Annotated in this window: 30 protein-coding genes and 1 pseudogene; 13 read left to right on the top strand and 18 right to left on the bottom strand. The window is 69.6% G+C overall.

Annotation, left to right across the window (positions count from 1 at the left end):
• Window positions 1–283 (top strand): hypothetical protein (locus tag AB0L65_RS61475; RefSeq protein WP_364266843.1); only part of this gene is annotated, 283 nt, incomplete at its 5' end.
• Window positions 284–336: 53 nt separating this feature from the next.
• On the opposite strand, the gene AB0L65_RS61480 is transcribed toward AB0L65_RS61475, so the two are convergent.
• From AB0L65_RS61480 to AB0L65_RS61495, 4 genes are all read right to left on the bottom strand, one after another.
• Window positions 337–759 (bottom strand): lasso peptide biosynthesis B2 protein, encoded by a 423-nt coding sequence (locus tag AB0L65_RS61480; RefSeq protein WP_364266846.1) that lies wholly within the window; start codon window positions 757–759, stop codon window positions 337–339.
• Window positions 756–1,031: a lasso peptide biosynthesis PqqD family chaperone gene (locus AB0L65_RS61485; RefSeq protein WP_364266849.1), complete on the bottom strand. Its 276-nt coding sequence runs from the start codon at window positions 1,029–1,031 to the stop codon at window positions 756–758. The genes AB0L65_RS61480 and AB0L65_RS61485 overlap by 4 nt, the downstream gene beginning before the upstream one ends.
• A complete protein-coding gene (locus tag AB0L65_RS61490; protein WP_364266852.1) occupies window positions 1,028–2,842 on the bottom strand; it encodes an asparagine synthase-related protein in 1,815 nt (604 codons plus the stop codon). The genes AB0L65_RS61485 and AB0L65_RS61490 overlap by 4 nt, the downstream gene beginning before the upstream one ends.
• An 82-nt stretch (window positions 2,843–2,924) precedes the next feature.
• Complete coding sequence (locus tag AB0L65_RS61495; RefSeq protein ID WP_364266855.1) at window positions 2,925–3,050, bottom strand: lasso RiPP family leader peptide-containing protein; 126 nt, start codon at window positions 3,048–3,050, stop codon at window positions 2,925–2,927.
• Window positions 3,051–3,452: 402 nt separating this feature from the next.
• Here AB0L65_RS61495 and AB0L65_RS61500 point away from each other — a divergent pair.
• The 4 genes and pseudogenes from AB0L65_RS61500 to AB0L65_RS61515 form a co-directional block, all read left to right on the top strand.
• A pseudogene (locus AB0L65_RS61500) lies at window positions 3,453–3,620 on the top strand (ATP-binding cassette domain-containing protein); the annotation flags it as partial.
• Between the two features lie 113 nt (window positions 3,621–3,733).
• Entirely contained in the window at window positions 3,734–4,180 is a 447-nt protein-coding gene (locus AB0L65_RS61505; RefSeq protein ID WP_355200486.1) for a hypothetical protein, read from the top strand.
• Window positions 4,181–4,190: 10 nt separating this feature from the next.
• Window positions 4,191–4,853, top strand: coding sequence for a hypothetical protein (locus AB0L65_RS61510; protein WP_364266858.1), 663 nt, complete (start codon window positions 4,191–4,193; stop codon window positions 4,851–4,853).
• A gap of 8 nt (window positions 4,854–4,861) precedes the next feature.
• Window positions 4,862–5,500, top strand: coding sequence for a class I SAM-dependent methyltransferase (locus AB0L65_RS61515; RefSeq protein ID WP_364266861.1), 639 nt, complete (start codon window positions 4,862–4,864; stop codon window positions 5,498–5,500).
• Here the strand turns inward: AB0L65_RS61515 and AB0L65_RS61520 are convergent.
• The 4 genes from AB0L65_RS61520 to AB0L65_RS61535 form a co-directional block, all read right to left on the bottom strand.
• Window positions 5,436–6,599 carry a cupin domain-containing protein gene (locus AB0L65_RS61520; RefSeq protein WP_364266936.1) on the bottom strand — a complete coding sequence of 388 codons (1,164 nt, stop codon included), beginning with the start codon at window positions 6,597–6,599 and terminating at the stop codon, window positions 5,436–5,438. The genes AB0L65_RS61515 and AB0L65_RS61520 overlap by 65 nt on opposite strands.
• Window positions 6,600–6,862: 263 nt before the next feature.
• Window positions 6,863–7,999 (bottom strand): mandelate racemase/muconate lactonizing enzyme family protein, encoded by a 1,137-nt coding sequence (locus AB0L65_RS61525; protein WP_364266864.1) that lies wholly within the window; start codon window positions 7,997–7,999, stop codon window positions 6,863–6,865.
• Window positions 7,996–8,931, bottom strand: a complete 936-nt coding sequence (locus AB0L65_RS61530; protein WP_364266867.1) for a dihydrodipicolinate synthase family protein — start codon at window positions 8,929–8,931, stop codon at window positions 7,996–7,998. The genes AB0L65_RS61525 and AB0L65_RS61530 overlap by 4 nt, the downstream gene beginning before the upstream one ends.
• The gene (locus tag AB0L65_RS61535) at window positions 8,918–9,592 is read right to left on the bottom strand and encodes a GntR family transcriptional regulator (protein WP_364266870.1); all 675 of its coding nucleotides are present in this window, start codon (window positions 9,590–9,592) and stop codon (window positions 8,918–8,920) included. Before AB0L65_RS61535 ends, AB0L65_RS61530 begins: the two co-directional genes overlap by 14 nt.
• A gap of 179 nt (window positions 9,593–9,771) precedes the next feature.
• Between AB0L65_RS61535 and AB0L65_RS61540 the strand changes: the two genes are divergently transcribed.
• The 6 genes from AB0L65_RS61540 to infA all read left to right on the top strand — a co-directional run bounded on the left by AB0L65_RS61540 (window position 9,772) and on the right by infA (window position 16,022).
• Complete coding sequence (locus AB0L65_RS61540; RefSeq protein WP_364266873.1) at window positions 9,772–11,130, top strand: sugar ABC transporter substrate-binding protein; 1,359 nt, start codon at window positions 9,772–9,774, stop codon at window positions 11,128–11,130.
• Entirely contained in the window at window positions 11,127–12,041 is a 915-nt protein-coding gene (locus AB0L65_RS61545) for a sugar ABC transporter permease (protein WP_364266876.1), read from the top strand. The genes AB0L65_RS61540 and AB0L65_RS61545 overlap by 4 nt, the downstream gene beginning before the upstream one ends.
• Complete coding sequence (locus tag AB0L65_RS61550; RefSeq protein ID WP_364266879.1) at window positions 12,038–12,943, top strand: carbohydrate ABC transporter permease; 906 nt, start codon at window positions 12,038–12,040, stop codon at window positions 12,941–12,943. Before AB0L65_RS61545 ends, AB0L65_RS61550 begins: the two co-directional genes overlap by 4 nt.
• 133 nt (window positions 12,944–13,076) lie before the next feature.
• Complete coding sequence (locus tag AB0L65_RS61555; RefSeq protein ID WP_364266882.1) at window positions 13,077–14,723, top strand: RecQ family ATP-dependent DNA helicase; 1,647 nt, start codon at window positions 13,077–13,079, stop codon at window positions 14,721–14,723.
• A 232-nt stretch (window positions 14,724–14,955) separates the two neighbouring features.
• A complete protein-coding gene (locus tag AB0L65_RS61560; RefSeq protein ID WP_364266885.1) occupies window positions 14,956–15,744 on the top strand; it encodes a GNAT family N-acetyltransferase in 789 nt (262 codons plus the stop codon).
• 53 nt (window positions 15,745–15,797) lie between these two features.
• A complete protein-coding gene (infA, locus tag AB0L65_RS61565; protein WP_350734166.1) occupies window positions 15,798–16,022 on the top strand; it encodes a translation initiation factor IF-1 in 225 nt (74 codons plus the stop codon).
• Window positions 16,023–16,274: 252 nt separating this feature from the next.
• On the opposite strand, the gene AB0L65_RS61570 is transcribed toward infA, so the two are convergent.
• The 3 genes from AB0L65_RS61570 to AB0L65_RS61580 all read right to left on the bottom strand — a co-directional run bounded on the left by AB0L65_RS61570 (window position 16,275) and on the right by AB0L65_RS61580 (window position 20,084).
• A complete protein-coding gene (locus tag AB0L65_RS61570) occupies window positions 16,275–17,870 on the bottom strand; it encodes a hypothetical protein (protein WP_364266888.1) in 1,596 nt (531 codons plus the stop codon).
• Window positions 17,867–19,687 (bottom strand): NAD(P)/FAD-dependent oxidoreductase, encoded by a 1,821-nt coding sequence (locus tag AB0L65_RS61575; RefSeq protein ID WP_364266891.1) that lies wholly within the window; start codon window positions 19,685–19,687, stop codon window positions 17,867–17,869. The genes AB0L65_RS61570 and AB0L65_RS61575 overlap by 4 nt, the downstream gene beginning before the upstream one ends.
• Before the next feature lie 88 nt (window positions 19,688–19,775).
• On the bottom strand, window positions 19,776–20,084 hold the full coding sequence (locus AB0L65_RS61580; protein ID WP_364266894.1) for an SDR family NAD(P)-dependent oxidoreductase: 309 nt from the start codon (window positions 20,082–20,084) through the stop codon (window positions 19,776–19,778).
• A gap of 144 nt (window positions 20,085–20,228) precedes the next feature.
• Between AB0L65_RS61580 and AB0L65_RS61585 the strand changes: the two genes are divergently transcribed.
• Window positions 20,229–20,405 (top strand): helix-turn-helix domain-containing protein, encoded by a 177-nt coding sequence (locus AB0L65_RS61585; protein WP_364266939.1) that lies wholly within the window; start codon window positions 20,229–20,231, stop codon window positions 20,403–20,405.
• Between the two features lie 202 nt (window positions 20,406–20,607).
• On the opposite strand, the gene AB0L65_RS61590 is transcribed toward AB0L65_RS61585, so the two are convergent.
• The 4 genes from AB0L65_RS61590 to AB0L65_RS61605 all read right to left on the bottom strand — a co-directional run bounded on the left by AB0L65_RS61590 (window position 20,608) and on the right by AB0L65_RS61605 (window position 22,896).
• On the bottom strand, window positions 20,608–21,258 hold the full coding sequence (locus AB0L65_RS61590; protein WP_364266897.1) for a M15 family metallopeptidase: 651 nt from the start codon (window positions 21,256–21,258) through the stop codon (window positions 20,608–20,610).
• On the bottom strand, window positions 21,255–22,271 hold the full coding sequence (locus AB0L65_RS61595; RefSeq protein WP_364266900.1) for a D-alanine--D-alanine ligase: 1,017 nt from the start codon (window positions 22,269–22,271) through the stop codon (window positions 21,255–21,257). The genes AB0L65_RS61590 and AB0L65_RS61595 overlap by 4 nt, the downstream gene beginning before the upstream one ends.
• Complete coding sequence (locus AB0L65_RS61600) at window positions 22,268–22,663, bottom strand: hypothetical protein (protein ID WP_364266903.1); 396 nt, start codon at window positions 22,661–22,663, stop codon at window positions 22,268–22,270. The genes AB0L65_RS61595 and AB0L65_RS61600 overlap by 4 nt, the downstream gene beginning before the upstream one ends.
• Before the next feature lie 62 nt (window positions 22,664–22,725).
• Window positions 22,726–22,896, bottom strand: coding sequence for a neutral zinc metallopeptidase (locus AB0L65_RS61605; RefSeq protein WP_364266906.1), 171 nt, complete (start codon window positions 22,894–22,896; stop codon window positions 22,726–22,728).
• A 147-nt stretch (window positions 22,897–23,043) separates the two neighbouring features.
• Between AB0L65_RS61605 and AB0L65_RS61610 the strand changes: the two genes are divergently transcribed.
• Window positions 23,044–23,277, top strand: coding sequence for a hypothetical protein (locus AB0L65_RS61610; RefSeq protein ID WP_364266909.1), 234 nt, complete (start codon window positions 23,044–23,046; stop codon window positions 23,275–23,277).
• Window positions 23,278–23,304: 27 nt separating this feature from the next.
• Here the strand turns inward: AB0L65_RS61610 and AB0L65_RS61615 are convergent, their stop codons facing one another.
• The 3 genes from AB0L65_RS61615 to AB0L65_RS61625 form a co-directional block, all read right to left on the bottom strand.
• The gene (locus AB0L65_RS61615) at window positions 23,305–23,715 is read right to left on the bottom strand and encodes a spore-associated protein A (RefSeq protein WP_364266912.1); all 411 of its coding nucleotides are present in this window, start codon (window positions 23,713–23,715) and stop codon (window positions 23,305–23,307) included.
• Window positions 23,716–24,144: 429 nt separating this feature from the next.
• The gene (locus AB0L65_RS61620) at window positions 24,145–24,585 is read right to left on the bottom strand and encodes an MFS transporter (RefSeq protein ID WP_364266915.1); all 441 of its coding nucleotides are present in this window, start codon (window positions 24,583–24,585) and stop codon (window positions 24,145–24,147) included.
• A 28-nt stretch (window positions 24,586–24,613) separates the two neighbouring features.
• Window positions 24,614–24,751, bottom strand: coding sequence for a hypothetical protein (locus AB0L65_RS61625; RefSeq protein WP_364266918.1), 138 nt, complete (start codon window positions 24,749–24,751; stop codon window positions 24,614–24,616).
• Window positions 24,752–24,786 lie beyond the last annotated feature (35 nt).

The raw sequence follows: 24,786 nt of genomic DNA on the forward strand, positions 1-24,786 counted from the left end.
GCGAGGCGTCAGGGTCACGGACTGGCTCTGGCCCGCCTACAACTACACGATCCGCTACGACCGGCGCGGCGCCCAAGTGCACCTCGAGGGCAAGGCGCTGATCGGGACCGCCGGATACGTCGCCGAGCTGGGCTGCTATCGATTCACCGCCGTGGGCTTCCAGCCCGACCACATGCTGAGCGAACGGCGATGGCCGACGCTGGCGGACGCGGCCGCCGGAGCCGCCCACGCACACGCGAGGCACGACACCATGGAGATGTCGACGATGATCGCCGTCATGTAGGCGGCCGTGTGAGGCGGGAGGTGGCCGCCCGCTCCGGTCCTGCCATCGGACCCTCATCTTCGAAGCTCTCTGTCCGGGGCGATGGCGATCGTGACCCGGTAGTGGCGGGGCGGCTCGTCGACGGGTCGGCCGTCGGCCTCGATCCAGGCATGGGCGCCGAACGGGTGGACCCGGATGCCCGCGCACCAGGTGGGCCAGCATCCGCGCAACCGGCACAGCAGGGCGGCCGCGATGGAGCGGGGCAGGCAGCCTTCCCCGGCACACGACAGGCTGACCGCGATCACCGCGTCCCGCGCCGCTCTGGCCTGCTCGGCGCTCGCGGGCGCGGCGCCGCGACGGGCGAACGTCAGCACCGCGCGGATGCGCGCCGGCGGCAGGCGGGCGATCAGGTGCGCGGCGGCCACGGCGGCCAGCACCGGCGGGCGGCGGCGCCAGGGCAGGGCGGGCCGGTCGGCGGGCACCATGGGCACGCTCATCGCGGCGGCTCCCGGTCGACGGTCTCGACGATCAGGTTCGCGGCGCGCAACTGCGCGACGAGCGCGGCGACGTCCGCCCCGGCGGTGGGCGTCGCGGCCGGATGGGTCCGGACGAGGTCGCGGGCGGCCTCGTCCGGGCCGTGTCCCGCCAGCAGGCTGCGCAGGACGAGCGCGGCGGTGGCGTTGAGCTGGCGGTAGCGGCCGGTGCGCTCGTCCAGGAGCACGGCAACCTCGTCGATCGGGGTGAGAGTGACGCCGGGGCGAAGCCTCACGCACACGACTCCTCCTGGGTGGGGTAGGCGGGAAGGGCTCGTAGCCAGTTCTCGGCGGCGATGAAGACGTCGAGTGCCATCACGCCCGGCCCGCCCTCGGCCGGGGTGCGCACGCAGGCCCGGCGCAGGGCGGCGGCGTCGGCCAGGCCGCGCTCCACCAGCAGCGAACCGTCGAGCAGGGTCAGGAGCTGGTCGCGGTGGCGGCGCAGCCCCTGGTAGATGTCGGCCGAAAACTCGCCCTTGCTGGTACGTTCCAAACATTCGGCCGGCATGACGGGACGCATCGCGGCCCGGGTGAGCGGCTTGTAGGCGCCCGGCACCGCCCGCTGGTCCAGCCGGACGGCCAGGCAGGCGGCGACGACGTGGTCGTCCAGATAGGGGGCGTGCACAGGGGCGCCCACGCGGCCGGTCAGGCCCCGCACGCCGTCGACGGAGGCGGCGAGGGTACGGACGTTCGACAGGCTCTGGTGCTGGGCGCGCAGGGGGGAGTACGGCTCGGCCGAGCACGTGACGAGCCGCCGGCGAACGGCGTCCGTCGCAGCCTCGGTCGTCCAGTCAGGCAGGCGTAGCGGTTGCTCCCATCCGAAGTCCGGCCGGAAGCGGGACAGCGGCGCGCTGAGCGTCTGCGCCTGATCCGCCAGCCAGGCGGCATAGGGGCGCCGGTCGGCCAGCGCGCGGGCGCACGCCCACAGCGGCCATCGGGCCCTGGACCGCCGCTCGCGCAGGTGGGACCAGAGCGCCGCCGGGTGCCGACGGGCCAGGTCGTGCAGGTAGCAGTCGGGCAGCAGGGTGACCTCGTCGCCGCCGTGCCCGGTCAGGCGCACGGCCGCGCCTCGCCCGGCCAGCAGCGCCGAACTCGCCAGCTCGCGGGCCAGTGCGCGCAGCCACCGCGTCGGCTCGTCCAGCCCGGGAACGGCCTCGGCCGTCCCGGCGAACCACTTGGGCACCTCACCGGGCCGGGCCACCCCGTGCTCGCCCGGGAGGTGCGCCCGCGCCCGGGTCGCCCACTCCGGGTCGTCATGCTCGGGATCGTCGATGGCCAGCAGGAACGTGATCAGCTTCGCCGACCGCTCCCCGGCCGCCGCGGCGGCCAGGAAGCTGACCGGCGTGGAGTCCAGCCCGCCGGACAGATCGCTGGCCACCACCGCGCCCTCGCCGATCCGGGCGGCCACGGCCTCCTCAAGGGCCGCCCTCACCACGGGAGCACCCTCCTCCAGCGCTAGCTCCGGCTCCGGCGCCCGCCACCAGGCGCGCAGCCGCACCCCGTCCGCGTCGATGTGCGCCGCCTCACCGGGCGGCACCATGGCGACCCCTTCCCACAGCGGCTCGGCCAGCGCCGGCGGAACCGCCATCAGCAACCGCATCGCCAGAGCCTGCTCGTCCACCGCCGCCCGCGTCAGCGCGGCCGGCAGCGCCGCCCGGCCGGACGCGACCACCGCCCCGCCGGCCCGGGCGTAGTAGACCCGCCGCATGCCCGAAGCGGTGCCCTGCACCCGAACCTGCCCGCCCACGACGGCGACCAGATGGAAGCTGCCGGGCAGCGCCGCGGCCACCGCGTCGGCGTCCGCCAGGCACCCCAGCCGCGCCGCCATCCGCCGGAGCCGACCGGCGGTGACCGGGCACGTGCCGATCACCGCCAGCCGCGCGTGGCCCGCCTCCGCGTGGACGATCTCCCCGGGCGAGGCGGCCAGCAGACACGGACGGCCGGACGCGTAGCTCAGCACCACCGCGCCGTGCAGCGCCTCAGCGAGGGCTTCGCCGGCGGCGCTGTCGGGCAGCACCGCGAACTCCTCGCCGCTCAGCTTGCGCACCGGACTCCTCATCTCACTGGTAGTAGTAGGCCAGGTCCATCAGCGGCCCGGCCACGCCGCGGGTCAGTTCACGGTGGCCTCACTACCCCGCGTAGTAGTAGGCCCAGTCCATGTTGAGCATGCCGTAGCCGCGGGTCAGCTGGCCGAACTCGCCGATCTCGAGCATCTGCGGGGGCTCGTACGGCTCGGTGCGCTCGTTGTCGATCATGACAGGTCCCTTCGTCCGTGCGGCGGATCGCCGCGTCACCGTCAGTGAAGACCGACGCTCTCGCTGTCCAACAGGAGGTCGGACGCACCCGGACGCACTCGGACGACAGGCCAGGCGCTCAGACAGGGCGAGCCCGTCCGGAAGCCACGAGCGCTTCGCGCGTACGGGATCCGTCCACAGATCGTTGGGGTGAAGAACGACAGCCAGAGTTCACCGCGGAGCCACCGGTGGCGGTGGACCAGTCGCGACAACGCTGCCGGCCAGAGCCGGCCGGTAAATGGATGGCGGACCGTCACGGCCCGTCTCTACACTCGGCCTCATGTCTACGCCCCGAATTTCCTAGCCAGGACACCCGCTACCACGCCACCCGTGTGTCCTCTAGCAAATCCGGAGTGCAGTACCATGCTCACCCTACGTGGCGTCGACGTACGTGCGGGCGCCCACCTCCTGCTGTCCGGCGTCACCGCCCACGTCGCCCCCGGCGACCGCGTCGGCCTGGTCGGCCGTAACGGCGCCGGCAAAACGACCCTCATGAAGACCCTCGCCGGAGTGCTCCCGCCTGCGGCTGGCGAAGGACCGGCCGGGCTCGGCTGCGTCGGCACCGGATTCGGTAAAGCGGCGGCGCGCCACACTGTCGGCAAAGGCGCGCGATGTCACTCTTCGGGAGAAAGGGGGGCACCGGTATGAGCATCGACGCTGATTCGCTTGAAGAGCACCCTCTCCTGGTCAAGTTGCTCCGGGAGGGAAAGCCGGACACGATGACGCTCTGGGGATACGTGGGCCCTTCGGAGCACGACGGATCCATCGCGTTGTATCCGAGCCTGGAGAACCTGGGCTCGGCCATCGAGATCCCCAAAGGGGACATCCTTCATGTCGAGAACGTGCCCCAGAGTGTCATGCTCTTCGGCGCGAAGGTCGTCTGGGTGCGACGGAGCGCCACCGTCGTCGTCCGGCAGGCCGACACGGCCGAGGACGCGGTGACGTCGGAGGACATGCGGGATATCCGGACCGGCCGGCTCCACATGCGGGTCAAGACCCAGCGTTCCGACTGCCACAGCCCCTGTGCGACCTGCAGGGACTGCAGCAGCGTGTGTATCTCCAGCTGCCGGGTGAAACCACCGCAGGAGTGAGGGAACTGCCATGATCACCGAAAGCCCACTCGCCGCGCTGGACTACGAGGCCCCCTTCCTCATCGAACGGCTCATGAGCGAGCAGATCGCGGATACGGAGGAGGCGGCGGAGGAACTGTTCGCCGAGGCGAAGAAGTATCTGGTGCTCACTCAGGTCGACGAGTCGAAGTTCTGGCGGATGCACTCGATGCGGGTCGACGACGCCTGGCACCACTTCATCCTCTTCACCGGTTTGTACACGAAGTTCTGCCGCGACTACTTCGGGCGTTACATCCACCACAGCCCGGGCAACGACCCCGGGGTGCCCGGCGCGAGCGAGGGGGAGCGCCCGGTCGCCTCCTTCGCCATGTTCCGCGATCGCTACGCGGAGATCTTCGGGTCGCCCCTTCCCGACGTTTGGTACGACCACCGCAATGTCACCCTGCACCGGCGGATGGTGAACGAGTATGCGGGGAAGCTGACGACGCGTCGCGGCGGGAACCAGGTCGAACTGCTCGACCCCTCGGGCAGACCGCTGATGAGCGCCAACCCGATCGCCGCCGACGCCCTGGCGTTCATCGCCCGCACCGGCGCCTTCTACGTCAGGGAGCTCCCCGGCGGCCTGACCGGCGAAGAACGGATCGCTCTCATCGAAGCGCTGGCCGAGCAGATGGTCCTCAAGGTGAGCGGTTAGCGGACCGGGTGACCTACGCCTCCCTCCGGGCCGGGCGAGGGCCCAACTCTCTCGTCGTCGAAGGGCTCGGCGTCCTCGGCGACGTACGGGGCCGTGCCCTGGACATCGGCGCGGGCCCGCTCAACGACACCTATTTCCTGCTGGCGGCCGGCTTCTCGGTCGACGCCGTGGACACCGACCCGTGCACCGTCTCGCTGGCGGCCACGCGGCGGCACCCGCGACTCAAGGTCGTCCACGCCGACATCCGCGACCTGGACATCGCGGCCGGGGCCTACTCCTTCATGGTCGCGATCCATGTCCTGCCCTTTCTGCCCAGGGCCGACGTCGCCCGGCTCGCGGAGGCGATGACCGGCGGCCTCGTCCCGGGCGGCGTCCTGTGCTGCACGTTCTTCGGCCCCGAGGACGCCTGGGCGGGGCGGAGGCAGGGGAGGACCTTCTTGCGCGGCGCGGCGGCCGGGCTGGTGTTCCAGCGGCTGGAGCCGGTCGTCCTGCGCGAGGAGCGATATGACGGCATCGACGCCAGGGACGAGCCGAAACACTGGCATGTGGTGCGCTGCATCTTCCGCAAGCCAGAAGAGCCGGTCACGGTGGCGACGAAAGGGTCAGAAAGCCCTCCTCTAGCAGACGGCGTACCAGGGAGAGCTTGATCTCGTGGCGGGCCTCCCCCTTCAGCCCGCCCGTCGTGAAGGGTTCGCCGGTCGCCATGCGGAGGAACGCTTCCTCGTGGCGGGACGGGATGCTCAGCCGCTTGCCGTGAAACGCGACGACCATGGTCCCCGCGTCCCTCCGGATCTCCCACCGCAAGTCGGGCCTGCGCCGGACGACGGTGTTGTGATCGAGGGAGGCCAATGACACGAGGTCGAGGAGATGCCCGTTCAGCCGGTCTCCTACTGTGCGGAGCGCGAGGTCGACCGCGTCGTCGACCAGCGCATCCGGCGTGACGGCCCGCCACAACCGGGCGGTCAGCTCCTGCATGCGCTGCCTCGTCTCGCCACGAGCCCCGGCTGTGCGGGCGAAGCCGAAAGGCAGCGAATCGCGGAAGGCGGCGTCGCCGTCCACGGCCGCCTCGCATCTGGCCAGCAGCACGTCCGCCCAGGTGATGGGAAAGACGCCGAGGCTCAGGTGCAGGGACGCCGAACGCGTCGACGCGGCCTCGTGCGGGATGCCGCGAGGCAGATAGAGAAGATCACCTTGCCGCAGGTCGAACTCCTCACAAGGGCCGGTCCGCTCCGGCTCAGGTCCGGCCTCGTACACCCTCCAACGCTTGACGCCGGCAACCTGCAGCACGAACACATCGTGGGAATCACGGTGTACGCCGAACCCCTGCGCCATCGGCGGCGTGAGATAGGCGTTGATCCGGCATCTCGCGCTGAACTCGTACGCAAGACGCCGGCACAGGTCCCGCAGCGGAGGCCATCGCTCGTGAACCGAGGGCATGATCATCGTCGAGCCGCGACGGTAACGGTCGTAGAGATCCTCCAGCCGCCGGCTCCCTCCGGCATCGCCCGCCGCGTCGGCGCGTCCGGCCCGGACCACGCGCACCGAGCCCGCGTCAAGGTCGGAGCCGGAAAGGAGCTCGTCGAAGCGGGCGAGCGAGAACAGGTCGCCGTAGTGATCCGGCGCATTCCGACGAAGCAGGAAATGCCGCTTCTTCCAGAAGTCCCGCAGGTACTCGTCCCGGGGCACGGGATGCAACAGCCAGTCCACTGTGGGCGTGACGTCCACGCCTTCCCGCTCGTCGATCATCACCTTCGATCCGTACCCACGGCGTCCATGACGATCCGCACGAAGCGCGATAGTTGACCCAAATCTGGAAGTGCTTCCCTCATGCCCCGCGCGCTGCCGGTGGCACGAGGTCAGCGGCGTGGGGCGGTCCGGGGGAGAAGGGCGTGATCGACGATGGCCGCTGCGGTCACTCCGGCCAGGTGCAGGCGTCGGGTGCAGACGGAGGGACGTAAGAACCGATCTTGCCTGCGCTGCGTCTCAGGCCGACTCCCAGCCCCGCCGTGTCAGCAGAACGCGAGGGACCCGTCCGGCCGGACGGGAACCCGGCGTTCCCAGTGCACGTAGTCGTCCTCCGCCAGGGCGTCCTCGTCGATGGTGATCCCCCAGCCGGGCCGGTCGGGCCGCAGCTCCAGGTGCCCGTCGACCGGCACGTACGGGTCCGGGCACCACCTCGTCGTCTCCGGCTTGTACTCCAGGATCGAGAAGTTGCTGCAGGCCGCGGCGAAGTGCACGTTGTGCGCGGTGGCCAGGGGCCCCATCGGGTTGTGGGGCGCCACCATGGTGTTGAAGGTCTCGGCGAGGGTCGCGATGCGCCGCATCTGGGACATGCCGCCCACCACGCAGATGTCCGGCTGGACGAGGTCGGCGCCCCCGTGGGTGAGCAGGTTCAGGAACTCGTGGGGAGAGTACAGGCTCTCGCCGGTGGCCAGGGGCACCTCCAACTGCCGGCGCAGGTGGCCCCAGGAGGCGAAGTGCTCCGGGCGGAGCGGCTCCTCCAGGAAGAGCGGGTCCATCGGCGCCAGGGCGTTGCCGAGCTGAACCGCCTGGTAGGGCTCGAAGATCTTGGCGTGCGCGTCGAAGGCGAAGTCGAACTCCTCCGGGCAGCACCGCCTGACCTCCTGAGCCCATTCCGCCGTCTCGGCGACGACGAGGCCCCAACGTCTGGCGTGCAGGTCCGTACGGAACGGGCTCAGCTTGAAGGCGGTGAATCCGTATTGCCGGTGCAACTCGGTGGTCTGGCGGCGGCACTCGTCGGGGTCGGGCGCGGAGTAGAGCCCGCAGTAGACGCGCACCCGATCCCGTACGGCGCCACCGAGCACCTGGTAGACGGGCACGCCGAGGGCCTTGGCGGTGATGTCCCACAGCGCGTGGTCGATGGCGGCGATCGCCGCCAGCCCGAGCGCCCCCTGCGGGAACCTGGCGGTGCGGAGGAGGAGCTGGGACACGTATTCCACGCGCCGCGGGTCCGCACCCCTGATCTGCCCGCCGAGGTAGTCGAGCAGGGGGCCGAGCGCCAGGTCGGGACCGTGGTTGTAGGCCTCGCCCCAGCCGCTGACGCCCTCGTCGGTGTCGACGCGCACCAGCACCCGGGGACGATCGCCGACGCGCTGCACGAACGAGCGGAGGCCGCTGATCCTCATGACGCCGCCACGGGCAGGGGCCCGAGGTCGTCGGCCTTCGCCCACTCGGTGAGGATCCGCGCGACCTCCTGCCGTTCGGGTTCGCCGAGGACGGTGCTCGGCGCCCGGACCGCGCGGTCGCACAGGCCGAGCTGGTGCATCGCCTCCTTGACGACGCTGACGTTGTTGGCTCCGCCGTCGATCGCGCGCAGGTGCTCGAACCGCGCGATGTCGTGGAGCATCCGCTCCGCCGCCGGATAGCGCTCCTCGCGCAGGGCGTCCCTGAGCCGGAGCGAGAAGGCGGGGTTGACGTTCACCAGCCCGGAGGTGAAGCCCTCGGCCCCGTGGACGGCGTAGGACAGCGCGTACGGTTCGGCCAGCCCGGCGATCCAGACGAACCGGTCGGGGCCCGTCTCCGCGCGTAGCTGCGCGAAACGGTTCACGTCCGCGACGGCGTACTTCAGGGCGATCACGTTGGGGCACAGGTCGCCCAGCCGCGTCAGCAGCCGGCCGTCGACCCAGGCGTTGCGCAGGTAGAGGACCAGGGCCAGGTCCGGCACCGCTTCGGCGATCTCCCTGTGGTAGTCGAGCCAGCCCTGGGCCGACACGTGCGGGTGCACCGGCTGGTGCACCATGACCATCCGGATGCCGTGCGCCGCCGCGTGGCGGGCCTCCTCGACGGCGGTGGCGACGTCGAGGCCGATCCCGGCCATGAGGTGCGCCTCTCCCCGCACGGCCGCCGCGGCGGCCGTGATCAGCTGAAGCCGCTCCTCGGCGCTCAGGGCGTAGAACTCGCCGGTGTTGCCGTTCGGGGTGAGCACGTTGACGCCCGCGTCGACCAGGCGGCGCAGCAGCGAACGGTACAGCGCGAGGTCGGTGACGCCGCCGGCGTAGGGCGTGACCGGGATGGCGACGACGTCGCGCAGGGCCCGCGAGAGCTCACCGAACCTCACGGCCGGCCTCCTTGATCTGCTGGAGCGCCCGCTCCTGGAACACGCTGATGTGCTGCAACACGAGCCGGGCCGCCTCGTCGGCCTGCCCGTTCAGTGCCGCCTCGAGAATCTGCCGGTGCTCCTGCGCCTCGTCCTCCCAGGAGGGACGCTGGGACCAGACGTTGACGGAGATGAGGGCCGTCTGGTCGCGCAGCTGGTCGAGCACGCCGACCAGCACCTCGTTGTCGCAGTCGGCGTAGAGGGCGCGGTGGAAGTCGCGATTGGCGAGGCTGCGGGTCACCTCGTCCGTGGCCTCGTCCGACTTGCGCAGGGCCTCGCGGGCGAGCCGGCCGCCGTCGCTCAGCCCGGCCTCGACGCTTCGCCGCACCGCGGCCGGCTCGATCAGGCACCGGGCGTCGAACACGCTGCGGGTGAGGCGCTCGTCAACCTTGCGGACCGTCACCCCGGTGTATTCGCCGATGGTGACCAGACCGGCGCCGCTGAGCGTCTTCAGCGCCTCGCGCACCGGAGTCTTGGAGACACCGAAACGGCTGGCGAGCTCCACCTCCACGAGGGCACGCCCGGCCGGCAGCTCGCCGCTCAGAATGCCGCGACGCAGCGCTTCGAGGACGAGGGCCGTCCTGGAAGACGCTTTGATCGCGCCCAACGCTGTCTCACTCACCCGCGCTCCTTCACTTGTCGTCGATCGCCACAACCGGCGCTCCGTCTGGCCGCCGGGGTGGGATCGGAGGGCACATGGCCCATTGTATAGAACCGACCATACCCTAAATCTCATATCTCATGTACCGTATGGCAACCGCACAGCGGAGCGCAGTTCTTGGTGAACGAGAGGAAAGACCCATGACCCGTCAGCAGCATCCGGCCGAGGTCCTAGGCCCGCACGCCCTGTCCCGGCGCAGCTTCATGCGGACGGCGGCACGGACGGGCGTCGCCATGGGCCTGGCGTCCGCGGTGAGCGCCTGTGGCGGTTCAGGCGGCGGCAGCGGCGGCACCGTCACGCTGCAGTTGTGGGACACCGACACCCGCCCGGAGCGCACGGCCAACCTCAAGAAGCTGATCTCGATGTTCGAGGCCAAGAACCCCGGCATCCGCATCAACTACCTGGGCCTGCCCACCGACCAGTACATGCAGAAGATCAACACCGCGATCGCCACGCGCTCCACACCCGACCTGCTCACCCCGAAGGCGTCCGACCTCGCGGCCCTGGTGGCCCAGAACGCGCTGGCTCCCCTGGACGAACGCCTGAAGAAGGCCGGCCTCGAACAGCACATCTCCGAGCAGATGCTCAAGTCCTCCCGGGCCGCCGCCCCCGACGGCAAGCTCTACCTGACGCCCACCACCAGCCTCGCCGACGTGATCTACTATCGCGCCGACTGGTTCCAGGAGGCCGGGCTGAAGCCGCCGGCCACCTGGGCGGACTTCGACGCGGCCGCGAGCCGCCTCACCAACGCCTCCTCCGGCCGCTTCGGCTACACGCTGCGCGGCGGCAACGGCTTCTTCAGCCAGTTCGTGCAGATGGTCTATCCACGTGCGGGCGTGAGCACGTTCTTCCGCGAGGACGGGTCCTCCACGCTGGACGATCCCGCGGTCATCGCCGCCTGCGAGAAGTACGTGGCCCTGTTCGGCAAGCAGACCGCGCGCAGCGATCTGACCGCCGACTTCAAGACCATGGTGGCCCAGTTCGGCAACGGCGGCGCGGCCATGTTGAGCCACAGCATCGGCTCCTACCCCAACCACGTCGCCGCCCTGGGAGCCGAGAAGGTCGGCGCCGTCGCGCCCTTCCCCGGGCCGGACGGCCAGGTGCTGACCGGCTGGATGACGACCGGGTTCGCGATGTTCCAGGAGAGCGAGCACCAGGAGGAGGCCTGGAAGTTCCTCGCCTACACGATGGAGCCCGAGGGCAACAGCTTCTGGGCCCAGAAGTCCGGATACCTCCCGGGCAACAAGACGGTCGCGAAAGAGAAGTGGGTGACCGAGAACGCCGCCATGAAGGCGGCGCTGGACGCCGCCGCGAAGCCCGGCGTCGTGACTCTGGAACAGCCCTACTACCTGCCGGAATTCACCTCCATCACCGTCACCGACCTGCTTCCGGAGTGGCAGAAGGTGCTGCAGGGCAGCCTGACGCCCCGTGACTTCCTCACCGCCGCGGCCACGGCACTGACCACGGCCAAGCGCAAGTACGACAAGGAGCACGGATGAGCTCCACGACCGCCGAACCGGTGCACCGCCCGGCCGGGTCCCGGGCCGGGCACGCGTACCTGCTGATCGCGCCGGCCGTCGTGCTGGTGCTGGTCTTCCTGCTCTATCCCGTGCTCAGCGTCTTCTGGGAGAGCCTGCGCCACCACAACCTCACCCGGCCCCTCGACGACGGGTTCGCCGGCCTGGACAACTACCGGGCACTGCTGGCCGACGAGCGGTTCTGGCGGAGCCTGCGCTTCACCGCCCAGTGGGTGTTCGTGGAGGTGGGGCTGCAGTTCGTGCTCGGCCTGGCGCTGGCGCTGGTGCTGAACCGCACCTTCGTGGGCCGCGGGCTGGCCCGCGCCCTGGCCTTCAGCCCATGGGCGGTGTCGGGCATCCTCACCACGACGATCTGGATCCTGCTCTACAACCCCACCACCGGGATCGGGCACTACCTGGCGTCCATGGGCATCGGCGAGTACGGGACCTCCCTGCTGTCGGATCCCGGCACGACCTTCTGGGCCCTGGTCATCGCCGAGTTGTGGAAGGGCATCCCGTTCTTCGCCATCCTCATCCTCGCCGACCTGCAGTCGGTGCCGCTGGAGCTGTACGAGGCCGCGAACGTCGACGGCGCCGGGCCGCTGCGCCGGTTCTCGGCGGTGACCTGGCCGCACATCCGCAGGGCCGTGATCATCGCCACGCTGCTGCGGGCGGTGTGGGAGTTCAACAACGTCGACCTGCTGTACACGATGACCGCCGGCGGCCCGGCGGGTTCGACGACCACGCTGCCGCTCTACGTGGCCCAGACCGCCATCCACGACCAGGACTTCGGCTACGGCTCCGCGCTCACCGTCACGGCGTTCCTGCTGCTGACCTTCGCGTCCCTGGTCTACCTGCGCATCAGCTCCGGCGATTCCAAGGAGGGCAAGTGAGCCTCGCCACCCGCGACGACGTCGGGCGGGCCCCGGCGACACCACCGACCCGGGGGCACGCGACCGGCGCCCACGCGGCCCGCGAGCGGCGGCGCTCGGTCGGCGGCCGCCTGATGCTGTGGTTGCCGCTGACGTTGTTCCTGCTTTTCACGCTCGTCCCGTTGTACTGGATGGTGCTGTTCGCCTTCCGGCCGCCGGGTTCCACGGCCCTCGTGCCGTGGCCCATCACCCTGGAGAACTTCCGCAGGGTCTGGGAGGGCTCGGGCTTCGGCGTCTACTTCCGCAACAGCATCGTCGTCGCGGTCGCCAGCCTCCTCGTGTCGACCGTGATCGGCATGCTCGGCGGGTACGCGCTCGCCCGCCTCACCTTCCGCGGCAAGAACGCCTTCCTGGTCATCATGCTGTGCACGCAGTTCATCCCGGGCGCCATGATGCTCATCCCGCTCTTCCAGATCTTCAACGGGCTCTATCTGACGAACAGCCTGTGGAGCCTGATCATCGCCGACACCGTCTTCCACCTGCCGCTCTCCCTCGTCCTCATGGCGGGCTTCATCAGAAACGTGCCGGTCTCCCTGGAGGAGGCGGCTCAGGTGGACGGGTGCGGCCGGATCCAGGCGTTCTGCGCGGTCGTCCTGCCGCTGCTGAAGCCCGGGATCGTCGCCGTCGGGTCCTTCGCGTTCATCAGCGCGTGGAACAACTTCCTGTTCGCCATCATGTTCATCAGCTCGCAGGACCGGTTCACCGTGCCCGTCGGGCTGAGCTACCTGCTGGGGGAGTTCGGCACCGACTTCGGCGCTCTCGCCGCCGGGGGCCTGATCGCCGTGGCGCCCGTCGTCGTGCTCTTCGCGTACGTCCAGCGCTTCCTCATCCAGGGGTTGAGCGCCGGCGCGGTCAAGGGCTGACACCGGTGTGCCGTTCGATGCGGGGCGTGCCCGGCCTGGCGGGCGAGTTGCCGTAAGCTGCGGCCCGATCGGTCGCAGGCATGCGGCCCGCCGGTGCGGGTAATGACCGCCACCGAGTGGAGGGTTGGGTGGCATGGGCTTGTGGACGAGGTTGACGGGCCGGTTCGGGCGGCAGGGGCGGAAGCTGCGGGCCACGGCCTCGCAACGCTTCGGCTGGAAACAGCTGCGCCCGGGCCAGCAGGAGGCGATGGAGCACTTACTCAAGGGCCGCGACGTGCTGCTCGTCATGCCGACCGGCGGCGGCAAGTCAGCGGTCTACCAGGTGCCCACGCTGCTGCTCGACGGCCCCGCGATCGTCGTCTCACCGCTCATCGCGCTCCAGCGCGACCAGGTGACCAACCTGCTCAAGGCCGACGCGGGCGGCGCCGTGGCGGTGAACTCGACCTCCTCCGTATCGGCCGGGCTGGAGAAGGTGACGGCCGGGGACGCGGCGTTCGTGTTCCTGTCCCCGGAACAGCTCGCCAAGGCCGACGTCGTCGAACGCCTCGCGCAGGCCGGGCCCTCGCTGATCGTCATCGACGAGGCCCATTGCGTCTCGTCCTGGGGCCACGACTTCCGGCCCGACTACCTGCGGCTCGGGAAGGTCATCGAGCGCCTGGGGCATCCGCCGGTGGTGGCGATGACCGCCACCGCCGCCCCGAACGTCCGCGAGGAGATCATCCGCTCGCTGGGGCTGACCGACCCGGCGGAGATCATCAGGGGGTTCGACCGCCCGAACATCTCGCTGGAGGTCCGCCGCTTCGTCTCCGCCCAGGACAAGAAGCGGGCGCTGGTCGAGCACGCCGCCTGCCTCGACGGTCTCGGCCTGGTGTACGTCGCCACCCGCAAGGAGACCGAGCAGTACGCGGACGCGCTGACCCGCAAGGGACGCCGGGCCGAGCCGTACCACGGCGGCATGCGGGCCACCGAACGCACCCGCGTGCACGAACTGTTCACCAGGGGCGAGGTGGACACCGTCGTGGCCACGTCGGCGTTCGGCATGGGCATCGACCGGCCAGACGTGCGCTACGTGCTGCACGCCGAGCCGCCGGAGTCGCCCGACGCGTACTACCAGGAGATCGGCAGGGCGGGCCGGGACGGCGCCCCGGCCTCGGCGGTGCTGTTCTACCGGCAGGAGGATCTGGGCCTGCGCCGGTTCTTCATCGGCGGGCGGGCCGACGCCGAGGCGCTGCTGCGCGTGGCGACACTGGTTCGCGAGCACGCCGGTACGGTGCCCGCGGGCGAACTGGCCGCGCTGCTCAAGGTGAACACGTCCAACCTCGCCAGGCTCGTCAACCTGCTGGAACGCGCGGGCGCGCTCACCGTGACCCACACCGGCGACCTGCGCTACGCCTCCCGCACGCTGACGCCGGAGCAGGCCGCCGCGCGGGCGTCCGAGCTGGACGAGGCGCGACGACGGGTGGACGACTCGCGGATCGACATGATGCGCGGCTACGCGGAGACGAGGGGCTGCCGCCGCCGGTTCCTGCTCCACTACTTCGGCGAGCCGTACGCCGGGACCTGCGGCACCTGCGACACCTGCGAGAGCGGCCCGGCACCCGAACCGGCGCCCGCCTCGGACGGCGGGGAGCTACCTGTGCAGGCGAGGGTGACGCACACGATGTGGGGGGCGGGGACGGTCATGAGCCGCGAACACGACCGGATCACCGTGCTGTTCGACTCGGTCGGCTACAAGACGCTGTCGCTGGCCGCGGTGGGTGATGTCCTCCACCGCGGGTAGGTCCCGTACCGTCCCGTGGATCCGCTCGGCCATGGCCCGGGCTGCCCGGGAAAATGGTTGGACGCGACGATCCGCGTGTTGATAGCGTCCTGCGAACCGTGACACCGCACGAGGAGGTGAGACCCATGAACGCTGTATCGATGTGGGTGCTCCCCTCGTCGTCACGGTCGGGCGACTGACATAGGTGTCGCCGGGAGCGCCTCGACAAGGCAATCCCGAAAGGTGACAACCTATGAATTCTGATAGTTTCCCGTCAGGCACCGGCGAGCATGCCGTAGCGATCAGTCAGGTTGCGGAGCGGCAATGGCACGCCGTCGAGGGCGACCGGGTGGTCGGCCGCGGTGACATGTCACGCAGGCCCGACGGACGGATGTTCCTCAGCATCGACGCGTGGGACGGCGAGGTCTTCGACCGGCTCGCCGACGCCATTCTGGCGGACCTGCCGAGGCCGCTGCACACGGTGGTCGACGAGGCCGACCTTGACCTGACGTCGCAGTGGGAGCGTGCCGGGTTCGCGATCCGACGCCGGGAGTGGGAGTACCTCGTGCCCACCGACCCGCGGATCACGGGCCTCGATTCGGTGCCACCACCGGAGGGCGTGACGATCGTGACCGCGGGCAAGGTGGAAGAGGCCCCACTGCGTACGTTGGACCGCGCGATTCGCGACGAGGTCGAGGCCACCGTCGGCTGGCAGGAGATGCCCGCCGAGGTGGTGCCCGGCCCGATCGTGCTGGATCCGTCGAAGTACGCGGTGGCCGCACGGCCCGATCAGTACGTGGGCCTGGTCCGGCTGGCAGCGGTGACCAGGCGGCCACGGATCGGGCTGATCGCGGTCCGGTCCGACCGGCGGCGCCGCGGCGTCGCCCGGGCGCTGCTCGCCCACGTCCTGGGTGCCCTGCACCACAGCGGCACCGAAGCGGCCTCGGCCGAAGTGAACGAGTCCAACCGGGCGGCCATGGCGCTGTTCGAGGGCATCGGGGCCCGGCGTACGGGCAGCAACCTGGAATTGGTGCTCCGTTGAGGCCGCCCTGCGGCTCGCGTCAACGGAATTCGTAGTGAAGAGGTGAGAGAACGATGGCAAGATCACCAGACGGTATCGAAATAGAGGGCACGGTCATCGAGTGCATGCGTAACGCCACCTTCAGGGTGGAACTCGAGAACGGGCACAAGGTACTGGCGCACATCAGCGGGAAGATACGGAAGAACTACATCAAGATCTTGCCGTATGACCGGGTGCTCGTGGAGCTCAGCCCGTACGACCTGACCCGCGGCCGGATCCTGTACCGCTACAGGACGTAGTCACCGCCCGGGGCAGCGGGCATCGGCGGCGCACCTGGCCACGCTGCGGGCCTCCGCCGACCAGCGGCCCCGCTGCGCGCCGCGGCGCAGGACATGCGCCGGTACGGTCCGACTACCCCGTCCCCGAGACCATCGGGTTCCACGAGGCCGTCATGGAGGCCATCTGCACCGGTGACCCGGACGCCGCGGAACGCGCGATCACGACCCTGCTCAGCGATGTCCGCAGCGCGCTGAAACTGATCTGAGCCGCGTTCAGGCATCGCGGGCGCAGCGGTCACTCCGGCCAGGTGCGGCTTCTTCGGGGTGCAGGAGCAGCACGCTGCCGTCGCCGTTCGCAGCGATGACCAGGGAGCCGTCCGCCGTGGCCGCGATCCCGGCGAACGGCCGCGGCATTCCGGGCAGGCCGGGCGGGATGAACAGGCCGGGTTCCGGGCCGGTCAGGCCGGCCGCGGACGCGACAGGAAGCGAGCCGGCTTCGACCTCCACGTCGCCGGTGGCGAGGTCGACGGCGAGCAGGCGGCGGTGGGCGGTCTCGACGACGTACATGGTGCCGCCGTGGACGGTGATGCCCTGCGGGGCGCCGAGCCCGTCGGCCAGCGGCACGGGTACGCCGTGCTCGACGCGGTACACCGCGGCGAGCCGCTCGTCGCTGACGTAGCAGCGCTGGCCGGCGTCCACGGCCACGTCGACGGGGCGGCCGAGGCCCTCGGCCAGCACGCTGACCTGGTCGTCGTGGTCGATGGCGACGATGCGGCCGGCGCCGGATTCGGCGACCAGCAGGGTGCCGTCGGCACGCACGGCGATGCCCAGCGGCCGGTTCAGGCCGTCGGCCCGGGTGCGTACCGTGCCGGAGCGGCGGTCGTAGGTGCGTACGTGCCCGTACTGGGAGGTGGTGTGGAGCAGGTCGCCGTCGGCGGCGATGCCGTGCACGAAGGTCAGCTGCTCGGTGGTGGTGACGTCTTCGTCCGGCCGGTCGGCGGGCTGGGTGAGGCGGTAGTGGTCGGCCACGTGGACGCCGCCGCCGAGATCGATGGTCACCCCGAAGGGGCCGCCGAGGCCGCGGGGCACGATCTGGCGGGTACGTCCGTCGGTCGCGAGCTCGGCGACGCCGCCATGCGCGTAGCTGGAGACGAACATCCGGTTGTCGGCGTCGAAGGCGGCGTTGTCCAGGGCGTTGAGCTCGCTGACGATTTCCGACCGGTCGCCGGTGCCGGCCAGGTCGACGCGCGTGACGATCCCGCTCGCCCCGCGGGCGAGGACCAGCAGGGCGCCGGCGCGGTCGAAGCGCACGGCGACCGGATCCCGGACGTCCGCGGCCACCAGCTCCGGCTCGCCGCCGTCGAGCGGGATGCGGAACACCTCGCCGGTGAGCATGTGCGGATAGTAAAGCTGCCCGTCCGGGCCGAGCTGCATCGCGTTGCCCATGGCGAGGCCCGCCGTGAGCACCGTGGGTTCGTCGCCGGCCGGGGACAGCTCCAGCAGGCGTCCACCCGGGATCATCTCGTTGGCGAACACCCGGGTGCCGACGCAGGCGATGCCGTTGGGCGCGGTGAGCTCGCCGGTGACGAGCGTGAAGTTCCCGGTCGGGCCCCGTCGCCACACCCGGCCGGGGACCAGGTCGGTCACGTACATCGCGCCGTCGCTGTCGAAGGCGAGGTCGTCGGGGGAGTGCAGCGGCCCGTCCGGTGGCACGACCACCTCGACGTCGCCGGTGGCCAGGTCGACGGCGCTGATCTGACCGGCGAGGAACTGGGCCACGTACAGGCGCCCGTCGGGTCCGAAGGCCATGCCGTTCGACCCCCACAGCGGGCTCGCCCGGACCAGCGGCTCGGCCGTGCGGCGGCTCATCGGTCGCCCGCCAGGATCTCGTCCATGCCGCCCTCGGTACGCCACCGGCGCAGCAGGTCGTGGAAGGCGACCGGACCGGGCCCGTACGTCTGGCTGACCCGGCGGGGCTTGCCCTCGTTGTTGTAGTAGCCGGGCGTGCACTCGGCCTGGAACCGGCTGTGGTCCGGCGCCAGCTCCCGGATGGTGGCGACCCACGCGTCCTCGGCGTCCTTGGTCGGCTCGACCACACCGAGGCCACGCCGGCGAGCCTCGGCGACCACGGCGCCGATGTGGGTGGCCTGCTCGTGCAGGATGTGCACGAAGTTGACCGCGGAGGCGTTCTGCAGCGGGCCCAGGTGGAACAGGTTCGGGAAGCCGTGGCCGTAGAAGCCGTGCAGCGTGCGGGGGCCCTGCCGCCAGGTGCCGAGCAGGGGAGCGCCGTCCCGGCCGTACACCGGCAGGGCGCCCGAGAGGATGCCGGAGACGCCGACCTCGAAGCCGGTGGCGAAGATGACGCAGTCGACCTCGTACTCGTGCTCGCCGACCACGACCGCCGACTCCGTCATCGCGGTGATGCCGCCGTGGTCGGCGGTGTCGACCAGGGTGACGTTGGGCCGGTTGAACGTCTGCAGGTAGTGGTCGCTGAAGGTGGGCCGCTTGCACATGTAGCGGTACCAGGGCTTGAGCAGCTCCGCGGTGGCCGGGTCGTCGACGATCTCGTCGACGCGGGCGCGGATCTGGTTCATCTTCTGGAAGTCGGCGATCTCGTCGAGGTACTCGCGTTGCTCGGGTGACAGGTCGGTGTCGACGGTGCCGGACATCAGGTGGCGTTGCAGCCGTGCGGTGCTGGTCCAGCCGTCGTCGATCAGGTCCTGTTCGGCGGGCCCGCCGGTGACGACGGTGAGGAAGTTCGCCATCCGTTCCCGCTGCCAGCCGGGCTTGAGCGAGGCGGCCCAGGCCGGGTCGGTGGGGCGGTTGTCGCGCACGTCGACCGACGAAGGGGTGCGCTGGAAGACGTACAGGTGCTGCGAGTCGCGCCCCAGGTGCGGGATGACCTGGATCCCGGTGGCGCCGGTGCCCACGACCGCGACCCGCTTGCCGGCGAGCCGGTGCAGGCCGCCGCTCTGGTCGCCGCCCGTGTAGCCGTAGTCCCAGCGGCTGGTGTGGAAGGTGTGCCCGCGGAACGTCTCGATGCCGGGGATGCCGGGCAGCTTCGGCTGGGTCAGGGTGCCGGAGGACATGACGACGTAGCGGGCACGGAAGTCGTCGCCGCGGTCGGTGCGCACCTGCCACTCGGCCGCGGCGTCGTCCCAGCGCAGCTCGGTGACGCGGGTGTGGAACAGCGTGTCGCGGTACAGGTCGTAGAGTTCGGCGATCGCGACGGCGTGCCGGCGGATCTCCTCGCCGGGCGCGTACCGCATGGTGGGCAGGTAGCCGACCTCTTCGAGCAGCGGCAGGTAGACCGATGATTCGATGTCGCAGTGGATGCCCGGGTAGCGGTTCCAGTACCAGGTGCCGCCGAAGTCGCCGGCCTCGTCGAGCATCCGGATGCCGTCCACGCCGGCCTCGCGGAGCCTGGCGCCGGTGAGCAGCCCGCCGAAGCCGCCACCCACCACCAGCGCCTCGACCTGGTCGCGGACCGGTTCCCGCTCGGCGCGTTCGGTGTACGGGTCGGCGGCGTAGTAGCCGAACTCGCCACGGGCGCCCTGGTACTGGGCGTTGCCGTCGGGCCGCAACCGGCGGTCGCGTTCGTGGCGGTACCTGGCGCGTAGCACGTCCGGGTCGAAGCCCAGGTCCGCGACTGTGAGGCGGGCAGGCGGCGTCGGAGAGTGTTCCATGGATGCCCTTCCGATTCGGGTGATCAGGTGGGAAGCGGGCGGCCAGGCTGGCCAGCGTGTCGGACCAGTACGCGAACTTGTCAGCGGGTCAGCACCGGTCGGCCGGATCGGCGCCACCGGGCAGCCCTCGCGCGGTTCGGCCCATTCCGCCCGCGGCCCCGGCCGCGCCGCCGCGTATCCCGGCCTCGATCCGGCCGTACGCGTCGATCGCCGTTTCCACCAGGACCGTGACCGCCGCCTCGTCGCCGATGTCGGCAGCGGTGCGATGAGCGCTCTCTTCGTTGACATCACAGACCACGACGCGAGCGCCGGACTTGGCGAAGGCGACCGCCATCGCCCGGCCAATGCCGGAGCCCGCGCCGGTGACCAGGCAGATCTTGCTGTCGAAAGCGCTCAACGTCCTCTCCTGTCGGGAGCGAGTATCACAACCGGACAGTGCTGTCCGGTAACAATGTAGCCCGTCTGACTGATCATTGTCGAATGCGGGGCATGCTGATGTTGAGCATGCGGACGATGTTGTCCGGTTGGTGGTGTGAGAGCCATGTCCGCGACCGTCGGCTACGACGCGCCGCTCAGCCTGGTCGCTCGCACTGCGGGAGTCGGCCAGGGCGGTCTCTATCGGCACTTTCCCGACCGGCTCGGCCTCGTACTGGCCGTCTTCAATGACGGCGCAGCAGTCCGTGTGTGGTCGCTCCTACGCCGGGGCATGCGCGCCTGACCGGCTCCGACCCGGTCCGGATGGCGGAAGGCATATCTACACACTCGGCCCGCAGGCGGTCCGGCACGAGAACGACAGCCTGCCGGCCCAGATGATCGCCGATCTGGAAGCCCGGCTCACCGAACCGGCGGCAGGCTGACCAGGGCCGTCTTCGCGCCATGGCAGCCATCCTGCGGACGCACCACAACCCAACCGGCGAATATCAGCTGTAATCGTCGATCTCGCCGTAGAGGGCAACCGGTCTCTTGTAGTGCACGGCCCAAATCTGGTTGCCGTAGTCGAAATGCCACCACTCATCGGCGTCACACCGGAAGCCGGCCCCCACCATGGCGTCCCTGAGTATCCGTCGACGGTCCCGCACGGCCGTGTTCTCTGTATTGTCCTCGAAATAGAGCGCTGCCGACTCGGGGCCGAAGTGATCGAACGGCGTGCCCATGTCGAGGGCGCGCCCATGCTCATCCACCAGCGTCAGGTCCACGGCTCCGCCGGTGGTATGGGGAGGTATGCGACGCGAGCTCCGAGGATCCGTGACGAAGATCTCCGCTCTTTTTCGAAGCTCCTCCTCATCCTGATCCGGGTGTTTGATGCGCAAGGTGTCAAGGAAGTCCTCATATATGTTTTTCTGCACGGCCCGCGATCGATAGCCGTCCCAGATTGTGAAGCTGAGCGGCGCCAAAGACCGCTGGACGTGGACGAGCCTGTCGGCGACGGTCCGCCGTAAGTACATCGCGCTCGTCGGGGCGAGGCCGCGGGAGAAATAGGAGGGGTACAGCTCGAAGGGATACGTACGCAGATCCACCAGCGGATCTCCGTTCTCCCGGATTTCGATGTGCTCGAACTCGACAGCGGTCACGCCCGGACCGCCAGCCGGCAGATGCGCTCGCACAGTTCCGGGAATGCGATTCCCGCCGCGGCAGCGGACTGCGGGAAGAGGCTGGTGGCGGTCAGCCCCGGCAGGGTGTTCACCTCAAGGCACCAGATCCGGCCGTGGTCGTCCACGCGGAAGTCCACCCTGCTGTAGGAGCCCAGTTTGAGGCTCTCGTGCGCCCTGACCGCCAGCATCTTCAGGTCGGTTTCCAAGGCACCGGAGATGTCGGCGGGAAAGACCTCCAGCGCCTCGCCGACCTGATATTTGGCCTCGTAGTCGAAGATCTCCTTGCCGTGGAGAACGATCTCGCCGACCGCCAGCGCCTCGCCGTCGAGGACGCCGACCACGAACTCACGTCCCGGCACGAACTGCTCGACGAGGATCTCCGCGTCATACATCCGCGCCATGCGGACGGCGTCGGGCAGTCCCTCCGGCTTCTTGACGAGCGTCAGGCCGATCGTGGACCCTTGCGTGTTCGGCTTGACGATCACAGGACCGTCGACGGGAACGGTGTCGGCTTCGCAGCCGGCTCGCAGCAGATGCCAGTCGGGAGTGGGCACCTGGGCCGCGCGGAACAGGCGTTTGGACAGGTCCTTGTCCATGCTGACGGTGCTCGCCAGATGGCTGCTTCCGGTGTACGGCAATCCGACGGAGTCGAGCAGCGCCTGCACGACGCCGTTCTCGCCGGCTCCCCCATGGAGGGCGAGAAAAGCCAGGTCCGCACCGAGCAGTTCCTCCACCAGCCGGAGGTTCAGCCCCACCGCGGGGAGCGCGACCGGAGGGGGTGGTGTGGACGGGACCGAGGCCCGTAGCATGCGTTCTTCGTCGACCGCGGTGAGCCTGCCTTTTGCCGTGTCGAACGCGTCCACACGATGGCCGAGCCCGCGCAGAGCTCGGACGACCTGAGCCGCGCTGGCGATCGAGACATCACGTTCCGCGCTCGCGCCGCCGAGCAGCAGCGCCACGCGCAAGGGCTTCCGCAGCGGTTCATCGGTCATATGATTTCGCATTCGAATGCTCGTACGACGTCGTCTATTTCGTCTGTTAAATGCATGGCGTCTTCCATGATGAGAACTTCCGTCCGAACGGGTTTGGCGAGAGCCTGGGCCTGCGCCATGTATGCGTGAAGTGGTTCGACGAGATCGGCGGGCACCAGCCGGGGATGTCCGATCAACGCGGTCATTCCTGCGTTACGCAGGAACAACGCGGCCACTATGGCCTGTCTCGCAGGCGATACGCGAGAATCGATCACGGCGATGTGAACGTCGATACCCATCGAGCCCTCGCGCCGGATGACCGCTTCCGGCGCGAAGAACCCTGCGACATGGAAGGCCTCGCTGTGGACGGACGGCGGGTTGTCGCCCACCAGAATGGCTGGAACGGAATCCATTACTCGTCTCTGCTGAATTGATCAGAACGCGGAGAATCCTGCCTCTCGGTTCGAGAGGCAGGTCAACCGGCATGCATGAATGGGATGAGATTGTTTGGTGGGGTCAGGGCGGTGACAAGGTTGCCGCTGATCACGGCCCTCGGGCACGGCCGACCGAGCAGGTTCTGGACGTGGTGGCCGTACTCGTGGGCGACTACGTACGCCTGCGCGAACGGACCGCCAGAGAATGGCATCGATCGAACCGCGCAAGGGCGCGAAGGGGTGCGTGAGCTACCGCGTCGTCTGGTATATCGACGGCAGGCGTGAGAACGGATGCGACACCGAAACCTGCGACTCACACACGATCGCCAAGCGCTTCAAGAACCTCGTCGAGCTCGCCGGTGAGAACCGTCCCGCAGGCTATCCCAGGCGCCGCCGAGGAAGTTCAGCGCATCGGCTACCTGCGCCAGTTCAATCGGCACGTCCGCACGGCCATCGTCACCCTGGAGGACGGCACCCGCGTCGGCCCGCTCGGCGGGCTGCCCGTCACCGAATGCACCGCCGACGTCGGTACGCGCCGTGACGCGCGACGAGGTGCCGACCGCCGAGGAGATCGCGTGCTGGATCGCTTGTGATCGTCTGCAGTCCCGCTCAGGGCATGGTCAGCCGCAGTGCACACTGCCCACCCAGCGTTTTGCGTTCTTGACACTTCCTTGTACATCGATGCACTTGCCGGGAGCCGAGGTGTACACAGGCCCGGCGTAATACACGTAATTTCCACCCTCTGTCTCGCCCTGATAGCTACCAGAAAGCCTGATGCTCACTCCCTTGAAGGTGGTGGTTCCCGCCGTGGAGCCGTAGCCGTAGGTGAGGGCGCAGTTCTTGCCCGAGCTGGAGTTGTAGTAGACCTCCAGGGTGCCGACCCTGGTGCCGCTCTCCGGGATGGCGTAGACGCCGACTCTGTTGTAGCCGCTGCCGCAGGGGCCGGTCGCGCTGGCCGGGGCGGCGAGGCCGGTGAGCAGGCCGCCTGCGATCAGTACGCTCCCCATAACGGCCGCCAGTTTGCTGCTCAACTACTCATCCTTCCGCTTGAGTCGCCGTCCCCGACATGGGACGGCGACGTGGAACGCCGTGATCATCACGAGCCGGAGCAGGGCCGTTGAGGTTGCGAACACCAGGACTCCCGGCTCCCGGCCCATCGAGACGCCGCCAACGATACACCTTTTTGGAGCGTGTGCTCTGTTATTGGGTTGTTGGTCATGCCTCGCCGAGAGGTTCACGATCTGGTTCACAGACTCGACGTCCGCAGGGCAGGTCCGCTTCCGTCCGGGAGAGTCTGGATACGTCCGCCCCTACCAGGTAGTACGCGAATCATCACAGGCCCACAGGGGTGGGCGGACGGGTTCACATCCCACCACCACCGCCACGAGGAGGGCCTCCGACCTACGGGTCGGGGGCCCTTCGTCATGCGGCGGGGCGCTCCCGAGCCTTTCCAACATCATTTATGGAACGCATGCGAAAAGGGAGCCGCGAATCCCGCGGCTCCCTTTTCCTTTCTCAGTTGGGCAGCTCGAGGACCCTGGCGTGCAGGATCGATCTTTGGTGCAGGGCCGCGCGACGCGGCCGAGCAGCATCACCGGATAGTCGGACGCGACGGCGGAAAGGAGGTTGCCGGCGACGAAGAGCGCCACCAGCCCGATGAGGACCGACTTGCGGGACAGCCCGCTGGTGGCGGCGGTCACCACGATCGCGCCGACCGCGACGCTCAGCGCGTATCCGGAGATCAGCCACCCCGCCGCGGCCTCGGACACGGCCAGGCTCAGGCTCACCTGGGGGAGCGGGCCCGCGATCACGAACTCGGTCAGGCCGATCCCGAAGCTGCCGAGGGTCAGCGCGATGAGCCCGGCGGGCATCCGTCGGCTGCCGTTCGCCGGAATCGTCACGAGAGCATCATCCTCGTTGCGATCTTACTCACCCGCCACGTAGCCAGGCGACCTGCTCGGCGGACAGGTGAATCCCGCCGGCCCTGAAGCCGGCTCTCGACTCCTCCGGCGTCTTCGGCCCGTACAGGGCGAACGTCGGGAAAGGCTGCTCGCGGCGCACGAGCACCTGCTCCCCGACTCCCTCCGCTGAGAGCGTTCGCC

This window comes from Nonomuraea sp. NPDC052116, from assembly GCF_040680035.1.
Taxonomy (GTDB): domain Bacteria; phylum Actinomycetota; class Actinomycetes; order Streptosporangiales; family Streptosporangiaceae; genus Nonomuraea; species Nonomuraea angiospora_A.